This is a genomic window from Microbulbifer sp. CnH-101-G, from assembly GCF_052466775.1.
In genome coordinates this window covers 4,301,530-4,315,715 of record NZ_CP174292.1, presented here as the reverse complement: position 1 = coordinate 4,315,715, position 14,186 = coordinate 4,301,530, and the positions used below count along the sequence as shown (strand labels likewise).

The 14,186-nt window shown below is 53.1% G+C and carries 16 protein-coding genes; 3 read left to right on the top strand and 13 right to left on the bottom strand.

Annotated features, from left to right (window positions below; translation table 11 throughout):
* Nucleotides 1-233: 233 nt before the first annotated feature.
* Nucleotides 234-806, top strand: a complete 573-nt coding sequence (gene efp / locus ACJJID_RS19085; protein ID WP_152450854.1) for an elongation factor P — start codon at nucleotides 234-236, stop codon at nucleotides 804-806.
* 52 nt (nucleotides 807-858) lie between these two features.
* A complete protein-coding gene (epmA, locus tag ACJJID_RS19080) occupies nucleotides 859-1,812 on the top strand; it encodes an EF-P lysine aminoacylase EpmA (RefSeq protein WP_444920818.1) in 954 nt (317 codons plus the stop codon).
* Nucleotides 1,813-1,850: 38 nt separating this feature from the next.
* On the opposite strand, the gene ACJJID_RS19075 is transcribed toward epmA, so the two are convergent.
* The 11 genes from ACJJID_RS19075 to ACJJID_RS19025 form a co-directional block, all read right to left on the bottom strand.
* Nucleotides 1,851-2,645 carry a GNAT family N-acetyltransferase gene (locus ACJJID_RS19075; protein WP_444920817.1) on the bottom strand — a complete coding sequence of 265 codons (795 nt, stop codon included), beginning with the start codon at nucleotides 2,643-2,645 and terminating at the stop codon, nucleotides 1,851-1,853.
* Between the two features lie 73 nt (nucleotides 2,646-2,718).
* Nucleotides 2,719-3,546 carry a serine O-acetyltransferase gene (cysE, locus tag ACJJID_RS19070; protein ID WP_152450847.1) on the bottom strand — a complete coding sequence of 276 codons (828 nt, stop codon included), beginning with the start codon at nucleotides 3,544-3,546 and terminating at the stop codon, nucleotides 2,719-2,721.
* Between the two features lies 1 nt (nucleotide 3,547).
* Complete coding sequence (locus tag ACJJID_RS19065; RefSeq protein WP_444920816.1) at nucleotides 3,548-4,534, bottom strand: serine/threonine protein kinase; 987 nt, start codon at nucleotides 4,532-4,534, stop codon at nucleotides 3,548-3,550.
* A 159-nt stretch (nucleotides 4,535-4,693) separates the two neighbouring features.
* Nucleotides 4,694-5,176, bottom strand: coding sequence for an ankyrin repeat domain-containing protein (locus ACJJID_RS19060; RefSeq protein WP_444920815.1), 483 nt, complete (start codon nucleotides 5,174-5,176; stop codon nucleotides 4,694-4,696).
* A 61-nt stretch (nucleotides 5,177-5,237) separates the two neighbouring features.
* Nucleotides 5,238-6,737, bottom strand: coding sequence for a catalase (locus ACJJID_RS19055; RefSeq protein WP_444920814.1), 1,500 nt, complete (start codon nucleotides 6,735-6,737; stop codon nucleotides 5,238-5,240).
* Nucleotides 6,738-6,887: 150 nt separating this feature from the next.
* Nucleotides 6,888-7,286: a DUF6632 domain-containing protein gene (locus ACJJID_RS19050; protein WP_444920813.1), complete on the bottom strand. Its 399-nt coding sequence runs from the start codon at nucleotides 7,284-7,286 to the stop codon at nucleotides 6,888-6,890.
* Nucleotides 7,287-7,325: 39 nt separating this feature from the next.
* Complete coding sequence (locus tag ACJJID_RS19045; RefSeq protein WP_152450837.1) at nucleotides 7,326-7,703, bottom strand: VOC family protein; 378 nt, start codon at nucleotides 7,701-7,703, stop codon at nucleotides 7,326-7,328.
* Nucleotides 7,704-7,889: 186 nt separating this feature from the next.
* A complete protein-coding gene (locus ACJJID_RS19040; RefSeq protein WP_444920812.1) occupies nucleotides 7,890-8,312 on the bottom strand; it encodes a RipA family octameric membrane protein in 423 nt (140 codons plus the stop codon).
* Between the two features lie 138 nt (nucleotides 8,313-8,450).
* A complete protein-coding gene (acs, locus tag ACJJID_RS19035) occupies nucleotides 8,451-10,388 on the bottom strand; it encodes an acetate--CoA ligase (RefSeq protein ID WP_444920811.1) in 1,938 nt (645 codons plus the stop codon).
* Between the two features lie 261 nt (nucleotides 10,389-10,649).
* The gene (locus ACJJID_RS19030; protein ID WP_444920810.1) at nucleotides 10,650-11,015 is read right to left on the bottom strand and encodes a cupin domain-containing protein; all 366 of its coding nucleotides are present in this window, start codon (nucleotides 11,013-11,015) and stop codon (nucleotides 10,650-10,652) included.
* A 48-nt stretch (nucleotides 11,016-11,063) separates the two neighbouring features.
* Nucleotides 11,064-11,558 carry a DUF523 domain-containing protein gene (locus tag ACJJID_RS19025; protein WP_444920809.1) on the bottom strand — a complete coding sequence of 165 codons (495 nt, stop codon included), beginning with the start codon at nucleotides 11,556-11,558 and terminating at the stop codon, nucleotides 11,064-11,066.
* Between the two features lie 178 nt (nucleotides 11,559-11,736).
* Here ACJJID_RS19025 and ACJJID_RS19020 point away from each other — a divergent pair, with 178 nt between their 5' ends.
* Nucleotides 11,737-12,624 carry a polysaccharide deacetylase family protein gene (locus ACJJID_RS19020; RefSeq protein WP_444920808.1) on the top strand — a complete coding sequence of 296 codons (888 nt, stop codon included), beginning with the start codon at nucleotides 11,737-11,739 and terminating at the stop codon, nucleotides 12,622-12,624.
* A 131-nt stretch (nucleotides 12,625-12,755) separates the two neighbouring features.
* Here ACJJID_RS19020 and panD read toward each other — a convergent pair whose 3' ends face one another.
* Together panD and panC are read right to left on the bottom strand one after the other, a co-directional pair.
* The gene (panD, locus tag ACJJID_RS19015; RefSeq protein ID WP_444920807.1) at nucleotides 12,756-13,142 is read right to left on the bottom strand and encodes an aspartate 1-decarboxylase; all 387 of its coding nucleotides are present in this window, start codon (nucleotides 13,140-13,142) and stop codon (nucleotides 12,756-12,758) included.
* Nucleotides 13,143-13,155: 13 nt separating this feature from the next.
* Nucleotides 13,156-14,004: a pantoate--beta-alanine ligase gene (gene panC, locus ACJJID_RS19010; protein ID WP_444922655.1), complete on the bottom strand. Its 849-nt coding sequence runs from the start codon at nucleotides 14,002-14,004 to the stop codon at nucleotides 13,156-13,158.
* Nucleotides 14,005-14,186 lie beyond the last annotated feature (182 nt).

Here is a 14,186-nt window from a genome sequence, read left to right as displayed (position 1 = left end):
AAAAAACTGCGCGGAGTCGTTCAGGGCGCCGCCCTCCTGTATAATCCCGCCCCAACATTTCAGGGTCGCCGGTAAAGTCTCTGCGCCGCGGCCAAACGAGTCGTTTGCAGCTACCAGTTTTAGCGGAAGCGCACGGGATTCCCTGGGTTGAGCCGGGCCAAGGCCGGTTGTATGCGCGGGAAAAACTCGTTAAATATCATAGAGATACATGACTTATAAGGGCTCTAATTGCTATGGCTAATTACTCTACCAACGAATTCAAGGGCGGCCTCAAGGTAATGCTCGACGGCGATCCCTGCTCTATCGTGGAAAACGAGTTCGTCAAACCTGGCAAGGGCCAGGCGTTCAACCGAGTCAAACTGCGCAACCTGAAAACCGGCCGAGTATGGGAGCGTACCTTCCGCTCCGGCGAAAGCCTGGAAGGCGCGGACGTGATGGACCGCGAGATGGAATACCTCTACAACGACGGTGAGTTCTTCCACTTTATGGAGCCTGAAACTTTCGAGCAGCACCAGGCCAGTACCGATGCGGTCGGCGATGCCGCCAAGTGGCTGAAAGAGCAAGACCTGTGCACCGTAACTTTGTATAACGGTTCTCCTCTGGCAGTTACCCCGCCCAACCATGTGATTTTGGAAATCACTGACACAGACCCGGGCCTGCGTGGCGACACCGCCCAGGGCGGCACCAAGCCCGCCACCCTGGTGACCGGCGCCGTAGTAAAAGTGCCCCTGTTCCTGGAAATCGGCGAGACCATCAAGGTCGACACCCGCACCGGTGAATACCTGGGCCGCGCCAAAGAAGACTGATTTCCCTCCTCAAGTGGGCGGCCGCCGGCTGCCCACAGCCTGAGCCCATCCCATGACCACTGATCTCTGGCGCCCTAGCGCCACCATTGAAGCCCTGCGCCATCGCGCCGCTTTACTGGCTGAAATCCGCCAGTTCTTTACCCAGCGCCAAGTGCTGGAAACCGAAGTTCCGGTGCTCTCCCGCCGCGCCACTAGCGACCCGCATATCGAATCTATCCCCGTACAGTGCGGCGGTGATAACGCCTACCTGGCCACCAGCCCGGAGTTTGGTCTCAAGCGCTTGTTAGCCGCGGGGCTCGGTGACTGCTACTACCTGGGTAAGGCATTCCGCCAGGGCGAAGCGGGTAGCCGCCACAACCCGGAATTCACCATGCTGGAGTGGTACCGCTGCGGCTGGGATGATCGCCGCCTGATGAAAGAAGTGGCTGACCTACTCACTGGAATACTGAAGATCCAACAGGTGCAGTCACTCAGCTATAGGGATTTATTCCAGCGCGAATTACAGCTCGACCCTCACAGCGCCAGCGATAGTGACTTACTTCGTTGTGTCGAGAAAGAGATGGACCTGGCTTTTAGCCCCGCTGATCGCAGCGAGTGTTTGGACTTATTGATGAGCCACCGCCTGGAACCCGCTATGGGTGAGGGGATTACGCTGCTGTACGATTTTCCCGCCGACCAGGCGGCACTTGCCAAGGTAATTCCAGATAACAGCGGCACCCCGGTGGCGCGACGCTTCGAAGCCTATGTGGGCGGACTGGAGCTGGCCAATGGTTATTGGGAACTGACCGATAGCGCGGAGCAGTTGCGCCGCTTCCAGGCAGATCACACCTACCGCCAAAAACACGGCCTCAACCTCTATCCCTATGAGGAGCGATTGGTGGAGGCACTTCGGATGGGTATGCCGGAGTGCGCCGGTGTGGCACTTGGAATAGATCGTTTATTGATGTTGGCCGGAGGCTATAAAACGATTGAAGAGGTGATCGCCTTTCCTATTGAGCGCGCTTGATTCTTGAATCGTTGGGGCAATTTGTAAGTCAGCCCCGCTCAAGGCGTGTAGACATAGCGCGCCACCTCACCCACTGCAAAGAAGCCACAATCCAGTGGCAACTGCTGGCGCTCCGCCGGCACCAGTGCCACCAGGCTGCGGTGATGGCTGGCCTGGGCCTGTTCCAGCAGGTGGTGAAATAGTGCCCGGCCAATTCCACGCCCCCGGTACTCCTGCAGAGTCACCAGATCGTAGAGGCCCAAGGCATCGGCGGAGGCAAACAGGCAACCCGCCGCCACCGGGGTGCCCTTTAGACGCGCCAAAAAAAACCTGAGCCGTGCACGCCGCTGCTCGGGAATCTCCGCCAGTGCCATATAAAACTTTTGCAACTCCGCAGCCTCCAGGGCACTGCCGCACTCCGCTGCCTGCACTTCGGCATAATCCGGCAGCGCCTCTTTATTGACCGCGGACACCACCAGCTCATCTACAGTCTGCGCGGCGCCCTGCACTGCCAGGCGCTCTATTTCTGCGGCCATGGCCACCAATGACTGCTTACGCTGCAAGCCCAGCTGCGCCAGTGCCTCGTCATCGAGGGGCTTGGAGGCACTGTGCCACAGAGTAAAAGGGCTGTGGCGCTCGGCGAAATAATCCAGCGCGAAGCGCTGCAGTATGCGCGGCAGCATCACCGTATTGGAAACCGCCTGGTTGAGGCGGCCCGACAAAAGGCCGGTATCACTGCGCACAATGCCAGTGATCTCTTTGGTGTGATTGGGGTTGAGCAGGCCCGCGCAATAACTGGCGTGGGCCTCTTGATTGCGACAGACAAGGTTTTTGGCGCTGAGACTGTATTTCATGGGTACAAGGATAGTTCCGTTTATCCAACTCCCTAAAGAACGAAAAACCCCGCACGCGGCGGGGTCGCGGTCACTACTTTTCCACTTGCGAAAGCGCGCATTGATCCATAGACATGGCCGGCTGGGCGCAGGTCGCCGGCCCCACCACTTTGGCCGGTACACCGGCCACCAGGGTTTTTGCCGGCACCGGTTTTAACACCACACTGCCGGAGGCCACTTGAGCGCACTCGCCCACTTCGATATTACCCAATACCTTGCTGCCGGCACCGATCAAAACCCCACAGCGAATCTTGGGATGGCGGTCGCCACTTTCCTTACCGGTTCCCCCCAGGGTTACCGACTGCATAATGGAAACATTGTCCTCCACCACCGCGGTCTCACCAATCACAATGCCGGTGGCGTGATCCAGCAAAATGCCCTCCCCCACTTTTGCCGCGGGGTGAATATCCACACTGAAGACTACCGAGACCCGGTGCTGTAAAAACATGGCCAGTGAGCGGCGCTGTTGCTGCCACAACCAGTGCGCCACCCGGTGCACCTGCAGGGCGTGAAACCCTTTGAAATACAGGAAGGGTTCATGCATGGAGTTGCAGGCGGAATCGCGCAGGTAAGTGGCATTCAGATCCGCGCGCGCGGCGTGGCCGATGCTAGGGTCCGCCGCCAATGCTTCATCAATTACCTCGCGAATGAGCAGCGCCGGTGCCACCGCGTTGTCCAGCTTATTGGCCAGATGAAAACTGAGCGCCGCCTCCAGCGAACTATGGTTGAGAATAGTGGCGTGCAGGAAGCTGGCCAGAATCGGCTCGCGCTCGACCTGCTGCGCCACTTCGATGCGGATTCTCTCCCACAATAAATCCGAATTTGCCTCGGTGCTTGAGGCATTCAGGATGGATTTTTCCATTTCAAACCGCTCCCAGTGTCAGAGGTGGCTCCAATAGTGCCGATTGCTGCTCGCGCAATGCCAGTATATGTTCCGCCCAATAGCGGGGGGTATTAAACCAGGGGAATGCCTGGGGAAAAGCCGGGTCCTGCCAGCGGCGCGCCAGCCAGGCGGCGTGATGCATCTGGCGTAAACAGCGCAGTGGCTCCACCAGCTGCAACTGCTGGGGATCAAAACTATAGAAGGTTTCGTAGCCTTCGATCACCGCATCCAGGTAGGCGGTTTGCTCGGCGCGATTACCAGAGATCAGCATCCAGATATCCTGAATAGCCGGCCCCATTAGGCAGTCGTCCAGATCCACAAACCAGGGCGTCTCATCACGCCAGAGGAAGTTGCCACTGTGACAGTCACCATGCAGGCGCAGCAGCTCCCAATCCCGCTCAAACAGCGGCGCAATCTGCTCAATGATATGCCCGGTGACCGAGGCATAGGCCTCGCGGTTTTCCCTCGGTAAAAAATCACCGTCGAGAATAAATTCGCGACTGTCGATCGCGAAGTGCTGCAGCGTCAGGGTCGGGCGATGGAGAAAGGGCTTGGCACCACCTACAGCGTGGATGCGCCCGAGCATAGTGCCCACCTGTTCCAGGTGATCAAAATTATCCAGCTCCAACTGGCGACCACCGCGGCGGGGAAACAGAGCAAAGCGAAAGCCCGCTGATTCCATTAAGGTACGTCCATCGAACACCAGCGGCGCCACCACTGGAATCTCCGCCTCGGCCAGTTCCAGGGTGAAGCGATGCTCCTCCAGAATTTGTTCATCGGTCCAGCGACCGGGTCGATAAAACTTGGCGATCAGCGGCTCGGTGCCCTCGATACCCACCTGGTAGACCCGGTTTTCATAGCTGTTTAAAGGGAAAATGCGCGCATCAGAAATAAGCCCGGTGCTCTCGACACAGTCAATCACCACGTCCGGCGTGAGGGCTTCATAGGGATGATGGTTCTGGGTCATAGCGGGTACCAACTGAATATCTGTTGGCTATGCTAACGCGCTCGCAGGGGCCGGGACAAACACAGAATAAGACTACGGGTGCAGCGGCGACGGCAAAAATAGCAGGAGAGAAAAGGAGCGTGTTGGCTCTAACCAGAGCCAACTACTCTGTCGAAAGGTTTAGCCGCCACTTGAGCGCTGTTGCCGCAAGAGCTGAACCACTTGGTCGCGGCCAAATACCCTGGCGAAATCCTCCGCCGTGTGGCCGGCTTTATTGACCTGTTGCGTGTCACAATCCGATTTTAACAGGGTCCTTGCCAGAGCAAATTCACCGCGGAAAATAGCTGCCATCAACGCGGTGTTGCCACGGCGATCCTGGGCGCAGGCATTGGCCCCCTTTTGCAACAGGTAATTCACCGCCCCCGTATTGCCGTGATAAGTGGCAATCATCAGCGCCGTATAACCTTTTGGGTTGCGGATATCCAAGGGAAAACCCGCCTGCGAAAATTCCCGTAATACCTCGGTATCTCCCACCCTGGCCGCGGCAAAAAAATACTGGGAGAGTTCGGTAAAGTCAGAGTCGTTTTTTTCCGGTTCCCCAGCCTGAGCCATAAGGGTGAGCCCCTGGGCGAGAAGGACGATTGCAAACAGTATTAATCTCATGAGTTCACCTGTGCAGTTGGGTGGACGGCAGCTGCCGCCCACCTCCACCTACAGTTCAATATTACTGGGCCAGCTTTTTCACTCGGCTCAGGTTGCCACCAACCGCTTTGGTCAGGCGCTGACCATAGTCTTTATCAGCCTGGTAGAAGTAGCTCAGCATAATGTGCTTGGTGTTGTCATCGCGCACTTTACCCAGATCACCGGCTAGGTTTTCGATCAAGTTCTGACGCTCTTCCGAACTCAAGCTGCGGTAGAAAACACCGGCCTGGGCAAACGGCAGCTTCTTCTCAATCGCCTTTTGCTGGGTACTGCCAGTGAGCGGCTTACTGCTGTACAGGCCTTTGGGATCTTCGCTGCGCGCATCGATACGGCTCGGCTGATAGTTCACATCGGAAGTCTGCTGGCCGTAATTAGCGGCTCCATCTTGGTTCCAGTTATTCACTACTGCGCGGGGGCGATTGATCGGCAGCTGCTGGTGATTCGCACCCAGGCGATACATTTGCGTATCGGAGTAGGAGAAAACACGGCCCTGCAGCAGACGGTCTTCAGACGGTTCAATGCCGGGCACAATATTGGCCGGCGCAAATGCGGATTGCTCAGTTTCCTGGAAGAAATTAGTGGGCACACGGTTGAGCGTCATGGTGCCGATTTTGGTTTCCTCCACATCCAGCCACATTTTAGTTGCGTCGAGTGGGTTGTAATTAAAGCCATTCAGCTGAGAAGGTTTCAGTACCTTGATATATAAATCCCACTGGGGGTAATCGCCGTTCTCAATGGCCGTATACATATCTCGCGTCGCATGGCTGAAATCTTTCGCCTGGATTTCCGCCGCTTCCTCCGCAGTCAGGTTTTTAATACCCTGGCGTGTTTTCCAATGGAATTTCACGTAGTGCACTTCGCCCTTATCGTTGATCAACTTGTAGGCGTGCACGCCCCAACCATCCATCTGACGCAGATTCGCCGGGGTACCGTAATCGGAGTAAACCCAGCTCAGCATATGGGTCGCTTCCGGGACATGGCTAAAGAAATCGAAGAAGCGATTCGGGTCCTGTTGATTGGTTACCGGGGAGGGTTTCAGGGAATGCACCATATCCGGAAATTTAATGGCATCGCGAATAAAAAATACCGGCAGGTTGTTGCCCACCAGGTCCCAGTTGCCCTCATCAGTATAAAATTTGGTGGCAAAACCACGGGGGTCACGCAGAGTTTCTGGCGAGCCCTTAGAGTGAATTACGGTTGAAAAACGCACGAATACCGGCGTCTTGCTGCCCGGCTCAAATACCGCCGCACGGGTCAGATCACTGATATCCTTAGTGGCTATAAATTCGCCGTGAACACCGGTGCCGCGTGCATGTACTACCCGCTCGGGAATACGTTCACGGGCGAAGCGCTGCAATTTCTGAATCAAATGCACATCCTGCAGAAGATTCCCACCATTTTCCCCCGCAGTTTGCGCGTTTTGATTATCGCCCACCGGTGCACCATTATCACGAGTCAATGTCTCGGCATTGGCGCCACCTATCAGGCCAATAGTTAATGCAAATAAAGGAAGATATTTCATCGGCAAGTTCGCCCCTACAACTGTTTCTATTACAGGGACAGAGCTTATAGACGTGTGTAATCAGCGGGAAATTAGACCTTATTATCGCTCTTATAGTCCGGATTAATGATAGTTGCGATTAATGAGTTTCACCGGTAGTGAAATTTATATTCAGGCGTTATCATTTTTTTTGGATTGATGTTTTGGCATCAGATACCAAAGCAATAGCGCCACAAAATAAAGGGCTGGAATGTCCCCCATCAAATTGGCTCTTTCGGTGTGATCATAAAGTGCCTGTAACAGCATAATGGTGGCATGCACCAGGCTGGACCAAACGGTAAACCAAATTAAGCTAGCATTGGCCGCGGGATTTTTTGCCGCACGAATTAGGAAGACCCCCAAGGTGGCGTAGATCCCCATAATCATTTGTTCATATTCAGGCTGACGTGGTGACCAGCCCCAACCTGAAGGCCACACCCACATCATCATCGGGTAGATCGCAAAAATAAATATCAAGCCGACAGCAACCAGAGCAATAGGTAGGTACTTAGCGCGGGCAATATCATCCATGGTGTTCTCTCTCATTTATCTGCCGGCTGGCGGATTGAATTATTCTTGTAAATCACCCGGTAAGTGACAGACCACTTCTAGATTATTGCCATCGGGGTCCAGTACATAGGCGGCGTAGTAATCCGGGTGATACTCTTCGTAAATATCCGGTACGCCATTATCGGTGCCGCCCGCCGCCAGTGCGGCTCGATAGAAATCTCTCACCACCTCACGCTCTTCTGCGCGAAAGGCGATATGCAGCTGGGCATTGCTTGGACCGTCATCGCTAATCCAGAACTCCGGCTTGTCCGCCCAGCCAAATCCTGCCGAATGATCAAACTCCATCACCAGTTCATAACCGAGACACGCCAGGGCTTGGCGATAAAATTCGCGGGAGCGGGCAAAATCCCCTACCGGTATTCTGATGTGATCCAACATGGGCAAATCTTTCCTCTCTCTTGGTGGCTTCACCGCCAACTTGCAAGATAGCTCAGGGGAGAGCGTTCGGCCTTGGTAGAGGAAGAATCGTGACGGGATTTACTGCGCGAGGAGACACAAAGAAAGTTAGAGGGAAGGCAGCCCTGCAAAGCTTGTTGCCAGGCTGCCATTCGAGAAGCTAAGCAGTTAGGGGCCTATATACCAGTGATACAATCCATAAGTCGCCACACCAAAACCAAAGGTTAGCTGGCCGATTAACAGTACACGGTAGGCAAAAGTGTAACGTGCAATTTCTCCACGGCGGATAGCATCGTTGGAAAAAATGCGGGCCTCTTCGGGAAACTCCTGCTCCAGGTTTTGCAAGGCCGGGACCGCCAATCTGAGCAGTTCCCGGCTACGTATATCCATCAGCCAAAAAACGGTTACCAAAATCATCACAAAACCGCCGAGCAGAGCCAGTATCAACGGGTGAAAATTTTTCTCCACCGCGGTAAAAATTCCCCCCTCCACAAACATGGTCAGAATCACAAAGAAATTAAACACTTTGAGACGCTGGTCAGCGGCGAAGCGATAGTGCTCACAAAGATACTTTACCTGCTCCAAACTCATTCTCCTTGAGTCAGTTTATTTACCTGAAATATCAGCGCTGAGATTCAAATAGCAGTAAAAAAAGCCGGGCAATGCCCGGCTTCTCTATGGCCTCGATAATCACACGATCGAGGAAAAAGTTACTGCGCTAAATTCAGGTCAGCGATTTTCGCGATGTGCCAGCAGGTCGTCAACCACCGCAGGGTCCGCCAAAGTGGAAGTATCCCCCAGATTGTCCAGATCGTTACAAGCTATCTTGCGCAGGATACGCCGCATGATTTTTCCAGAGCGAGTTTTAGGCAGGCCCGGCGCCCACTGAAGCACATCAGGTTTAGCGATAGGTCCTATCTCCTTGGCGCAGAGTCCAATCAACTCCTGCCGCAATGTGTCACTGGGCTCGCGCCCTGTTTTGAGAGTGACAAACGCATAGATGCCCTGCCCCTTAATATCGTGGGGATAACCCACCACAGCGGCTTCCGCGGTATCCGGGTGCGACACCAGGGCGCTTTCAATCTCCGCGGTACCGAGACGGTGGCCGGAAACATTCAGTACATCGTCGATACGTCCGGTAATCCAGTAATAACCATCAGCATCCCTACGCGCACCATCGCCAGTAAAGTAATAGCCGGGATAGGTGGAGAAATAGGTATCGATCATGCGCTGCTGGTCACCGTAAACACCGCGAATCATCGATGGCCAGCTCCGCTTAATCGCAAGCGAGCCCTCTCCTGGCCCCTCAATTTCTTTGCCATTACCATCCAATAATACCGGCTGCACGCCAAAGAAGGGTTTTGTTGCGGAACCCGGTTTAAGTGCCATTGCGCCGGGCAACGGGGTAATCATGTGGGCGCCGGTTTCTGTCTGCCACCAGGTATCCACAATCGGGCAGCGCTCATCGCCAACTACCTTGTAATACCACTCCCAGGCTTCCGGGTTAATCGGCTCACCCACTGTTCCCAACAGTCGCAGGGAGCTCCGCTCAGTACTTGTGACATACTCATCTCCGGCTCCCATTAATGCGCGGATTGCCGTGGGTGCGGTGTAGAAGCTGTTGACCTGGTGTTTATCCACAACCTGCCAGAAACGTGAGGCATCGGGGTAAGTCGGTACACCTTCAAACATCAACGTGGTAGCCCCTGCAGCCAGGGGACCGTAAACGATATAACTGTGGCCGGTAACCCAACCGACATCGGCGGTACACCAGAAAACCTCGCCCTCGCGGTAATCAAACACATACTTGAAGGTCATGGTGGCCATCAGCAGGTAGCCTGCTGTGGTATGCAGTACACCCTTGGGCTTGCCGGTGGAACCGGAGGTGTAGAGGATAAATAGTGGGTCCTCGGCGTTGACGATTTCCGGTTCACATTCACCATCCATTTCCGCAATGGAATCCGCATACCAGATATCGCGCTTACTATCCCAGTCCACCGGGGCACCAATATGTTTCACCACAATGGCCGTATGTACGTTGGGACACTCGGACAGGGCCTTGTCCACATTGGCTTTGAGAGGGATATGCTTGCCACCGCGAATTGCCTCATCGGCAGTGATCACCAGGCGACAATCGGAATCGAGTATACGATCCCTCAGTGAGCTCGGCGAGAAGCCGCCAAACACCACCGAGTGCACCGCGCCAATACGAGCACAGGCCAGCATGGCGTAAGCCGCCTCGGGAATCATAGGCATATAAATACAAACCCGATCCCCTTTTTTAACCCCGCGGGATTTCAGCAGGTTTCCCAGGCGACATACATTGTCATACAGGGTGCGGTAGGTGATTGCCACGCTATCCGCCGGGTCGTCCCCCTCCCATAAAATGGCCGTTTGATCACTGCGGCTAGCCAGGTGTCGATCGATACAGTTCACCGTGACATTGAGCTGACCATCGGCAAACCAGGCCGTATGCCCTCGGTGCATATCCTCTTCCAGCACCTGGGTAAAAGGTTTTTCCCACTGCAGAAAATCCTTTGCCTGTTGCGCCCAGAAGGCCTCCGGGTTTTGCACCGACTGATGATACATTCTCTCGTAATCTTCTGCGCCAATCAGGGCATTGGCGGCAAACTCAGCAGGTATGGGACGGGTATGCACTTCTGACATCTTCTTCTCCTTTATTATTAGCGTGGCATGGTGGCCTAGAGAAATCTGAGCTTATTAGGGCTTTATTCGGCTCACTTTATAGTATTGCCAGGGTGAAACAATCCCCCCACCTCTGGCAGAGCTAAAAACTAGGAAAAGTTCACAGCAGTACAAGAACATTCGCCTATCCCTCATCCACCGGAGACGGCTGAAACAACAAAAGGCCAGAGGGTTAATTAACAACGAAAATTATCGAATAAGCGCTGGGCAATTTACCGGGTATTAAATCCAGATATTATTATCCGCGGTCAGTTCACCCCCGGCATCACCAGTATTTACAACACCTCTGGGCTCGACCAGTAAAATCTCGCACTCCTGCTCAGCCCTTGGCTTGTGCTCCACGCCTTTGGGCACCACAGTCATCTCCCCAGGGCCCAAACAGATCGTATTATCCCGAAACTCAATTTCCATTTGTCCTGAGATAACGATAAAAACCTCATCCGTATCGGGATGATCATGCCAGGTAAACTCTCCTTGTATCTTTACCAGCTTGAATTGGTAATCATTCATCTCCGCGATGACCTTAGGAGACCAATGATCCGGGAACTTTGCTAGCTTTTCTCTGAAATTAATGACTTTATAACTCATTACCTAATCCTTTTCTCCCAAGCCAAAAAAGCACTTACAAGTTGAAAACTATATCGAGCGTGAAATCTCAACTAAGTCTCTGAGCCTTCCAACCCTATGCTGGCTAAAAACCAACACTCCCGATTTTCGTAAACGGGCAGCCACTATTCCAACCCCTTTTTTCTTCACTCCAGCAAAACTGCCATCGTAAATAAAATTCGAACCACAGGAGGGGCTGTTTTCTGTAAGTACCGCGAACTTGATATCCTGATCACGACACAGGCGCAGGGCTAAATCCGCTCCCAATATAAATTGATCCGTCAGATCCTCCCTGTCGCTTCCTATAACTCTGGCCGTACCCGCTAAAACCTCAGTTCCGCTACCGCCGAAAATCTCTGCCGGCGCCCTGGGGACAGGTAAACCTGCCGACACCTCTGGACAAAGGGGAACAACCTCCTGGGTATCCACAAGCCAATTAAAATCTTTGCTATCAACCTCAACATCGCTACCGTTATAGCGCACCGCACATCCCAGAAGACATGAGCTTACCAATATTTTTGCCATATACACCTTCACCTAAAATGGACACAATAGGATAACAAGTTCATGGATCATTGAAATTCACAATACACAGTTTTTCGGCTTGCATGAAAAACGAATTAAGTCAGAAAGTCGGGATCACGGGACAGATCCCCCAGGCATAACGAGAAATCCATAAATAAACTTATTCGAGACAGAAACAATGCGACTTTCAATATTGCTTTTGATCATCTGCCTGATAATCAGCCCCGCGCTTAATGCCAAACAACTGGCCATTACTTTTGATGATACTCCCCGTAAAGCCGATGGTTATTTTGATGGGCCAGCCCGAGCTAAAGCACTCATTGAGAACCTGGAAAAACATCAAATTGGCCAGGTAGCGTTCTTTTCCACCACACAATTTCTGGACCAGGAAGGACTGGAAAGGATGCGTCTCTACGACGAAGCCGGGCATATTATTGGAAACCACACCCACAGCCACCCAAACTTCCTTGAAACAGAGCTATCCACTTACCAGGAGGAATTTTTACAGGCACACCAATTACTTCAGCAATTTGACAACTTTAAGCCCTACTTTCGCTTTCCTTATTTGCGTGAGGGGGAAACTGTCGAAAAACGGGACGGCATGAGAAATCTGCTAAAAGAAAATAAGTACCAAAATGCCTATATAACACTGAATAATTACGACTGGTATATCGAAGCACTATTCCAAAAGGCTTTAAAAGAAGATAAACCCGTTAACCTACAAAAGCTTGCTGAAATGTATGTGGATGTGCTGATGCAGAGCATTAACTACTATGACCAGCTGGCAATCAAACATCTTGATCGTTCGCCCAAACATATATTGCTCTTACACGAGATGGATATTTCCGCGCTTTTTATCGGGAATTTAGTGCAAAGCTTAAGGCAGGAAGGCTGGGAGATAATCTCTCCCGAAGAAGCCTATCAGGATCCCATCGCCCAATACCAACTCCCCCAACCGCTCAAATACAACCCGGGCAGAGTCGGAGAAATCGCATTGAATAATGGGCAAAAGCAGGGCTTGTGGCACTACACACTGGATGAATCGTACCTGGAAAAAAGATTCTAGCAGGAAGTGTTATTACTCTCGGATCAATAATCTATTGAAAGCTTTTCTAGCATTAGAGTGAAAACGCAGAGGCATGAAAATTCATTAGGTGGGCAGAATACTACAGGGCTATAAGCCCTGTAGCCGGGGAATTAAGCTTCAGCGAGCTGCACAGGAATGGTATTGGTGCTGCGTTCCACCTTGTTATGTTCATCCAGGTAGACCAGCTTGGGCTTGTGATTATCAGCCTCGGCTTCAGTCATCTGTGCATAGGAGGCGATAATAATACGGTCACCGACCTGTACACGGCGGGCAGCGGCACCGTTCATGGAGATAATACCGGAGCCGCGCTCGGCAAGGATCACATAGGTGTGAAAACGCTCGCCATTGCTCACATTGTAAATGTCAATTTTTTCAAATTCGCGCAGACCGGCCAGCTCCACCAGGTCTTGGTCAATCGCGCAGGAGCCGTCATACCAGAGTTCGGCCTGGGTCACCGCGGCCATATGCAGTTTGCACTTCAACATTTCAATTTGCATGGTTGGATGCCCCTCAGAGTTCCAGGGATACGTTGTCGATCAGGCGCGCCGCGCTAGTGTACATCGCGCCCAGAATCGTAATTTGTTTATCGTCATCGGCCGCCGGCTGTAGATCCTTGCTGTAGCAGATGGAGAAGTAGTCAACGCGAAAACCAGTCTCTTCAATGCGCTGACTTGCCTCTTTTTCCAACTCGGCAAAATCCCGACGCCCAGCCACGATTTCATCTTTAACCCAATTCAGTGACTGGTTGAGCACCGCCACCTTAGGGCGCTCTTCGGCAGTGATATAACCGTTGCGCGAACTCATCGCCAGGCCATCGCTTTCCCGATGTACCGGCGCGGCGACAATCTCCACCGGCATGCACAGGTCTTCCACCATACGGCGGATAACTGCCAACTGCTGGAAATCCTTGATTCCGAAGATGGCCTTATCAGGCTGGACAATATTGAACAGCTTGGAAACCACCGTTGTAACTCCCTCGAAGTGACCGGGGCGGCTAGCGCCACAGAGCACATCGGTCATGGCCGGGCAAACCACACGGGTCTGCTGATCCATACCGTTGGGGTAAATTTCGTTCTCATCCGGGTGGAATAGAAAATCGCACTCGGCCTCACGCAGCCTGGCCATATCCCGCTCCATAGTGCGCGGGTACTTGTCCCAGTCTTCATTCAAACCGAACTGAAGACGGTTGACGAAGATTGACACCACTACCAGGTCACAGTGCTGCTGGGCCAACTTGACCAGTTCGATATGGGCATCGTGCAGATTGCCCATGGTGGGCACGAAGCCCACGGTCTTGCCGTCTGCACGGGCTTTGGCCAATGCCTCGCGCAGGCTGGCTACGTGGTGAAAGACTTGCATCTCTATACGGCTCACTATGAATCAGCGCGGCATCATACTCGCTGAGACGGGGCGTCTCAACATAGTGAAAGTGCCGCTATCTTCAGGTTTTTCCTTCGGCAACTCCGGCAGGCTGTAACCCCCTATTCAAGTCTCACAAGCCGGATTGCCAGTCAGCTCCAACACCTCATTACAGCCCCCTT

Coding starts and splice junctions, on each gene's coding strand:
- efp (WP_152450854.1), top strand. CDS start 234: ATGGCTAATTACTCTACCAACGAATTCAAGGGCGGCCTCAAGGTAATG.
- epmA (WP_444920818.1), top strand. CDS start 859: ATGACCACTGATCTCTGGCGCCCTAGCGCCACCATTGAAGCCCTGCGC.
- ACJJID_RS19075 (WP_444920817.1), bottom strand. CDS start 2,645: ATGAAATACAGTCTCAGCGCCAAAAACCTTGTCTGTCGCAATCAAGAG.
- cysE (WP_152450847.1), bottom strand. CDS start 3,546: ATGGAAAAATCCATCCTGAATGCCTCAAGCACCGAGGCAAATTCGGAT.
- ACJJID_RS19065 (WP_444920816.1), bottom strand. CDS start 4,534: ATGACCCAGAACCATCATCCCTATGAAGCCCTCACGCCGGACGTGGTG.
- ACJJID_RS19060 (WP_444920815.1), bottom strand. CDS start 5,176: ATGAGATTAATACTGTTTGCAATCGTCCTTCTCGCCCAGGGGCTCACC.
- ACJJID_RS19055 (WP_444920814.1), bottom strand. CDS start 6,737: ATGAAATATCTTCCTTTATTTGCATTAACTATTGGCCTGATAGGTGGC.
- ACJJID_RS19050 (WP_444920813.1), bottom strand. CDS start 7,286: ATGGATGATATTGCCCGCGCTAAGTACCTACCTATTGCTCTGGTTGCT.
- ACJJID_RS19045 (WP_152450837.1), bottom strand. CDS start 7,703: ATGTTGGATCACATCAGAATACCGGTAGGGGATTTTGCCCGCTCCCGC.
- ACJJID_RS19040 (WP_444920812.1), bottom strand. CDS start 8,312: ATGAGTTTGGAGCAGGTAAAGTATCTTTGTGAGCACTATCGCTTCGCC.
- acs (WP_444920811.1), bottom strand. CDS start 10,388: ATGTCAGAAGTGCATACCCGTCCCATACCTGCTGAGTTTGCCGCCAAT.
- ACJJID_RS19030 (WP_444920810.1), bottom strand. CDS start 11,015: ATGAGTTATAAAGTCATTAATTTCAGAGAAAAGCTAGCAAAGTTCCCG.
- ACJJID_RS19025 (WP_444920809.1), bottom strand. CDS start 11,558: ATGGCAAAAATATTGGTAAGCTCATGTCTTCTGGGATGTGCGGTGCGC.
- ACJJID_RS19020 (WP_444920808.1), top strand. CDS start 11,737: ATGCGACTTTCAATATTGCTTTTGATCATCTGCCTGATAATCAGCCCC.
- panD (WP_444920807.1), bottom strand. CDS start 13,142: ATGCAAATTGAAATGTTGAAGTGCAAACTGCATATGGCCGCGGTGACC.
- panC (WP_444922655.1), bottom strand. CDS start 14,004: ATGCAAGTCTTTCACCACGTAGCCAGCCTGCGCGAGGCATTGGCCAAA.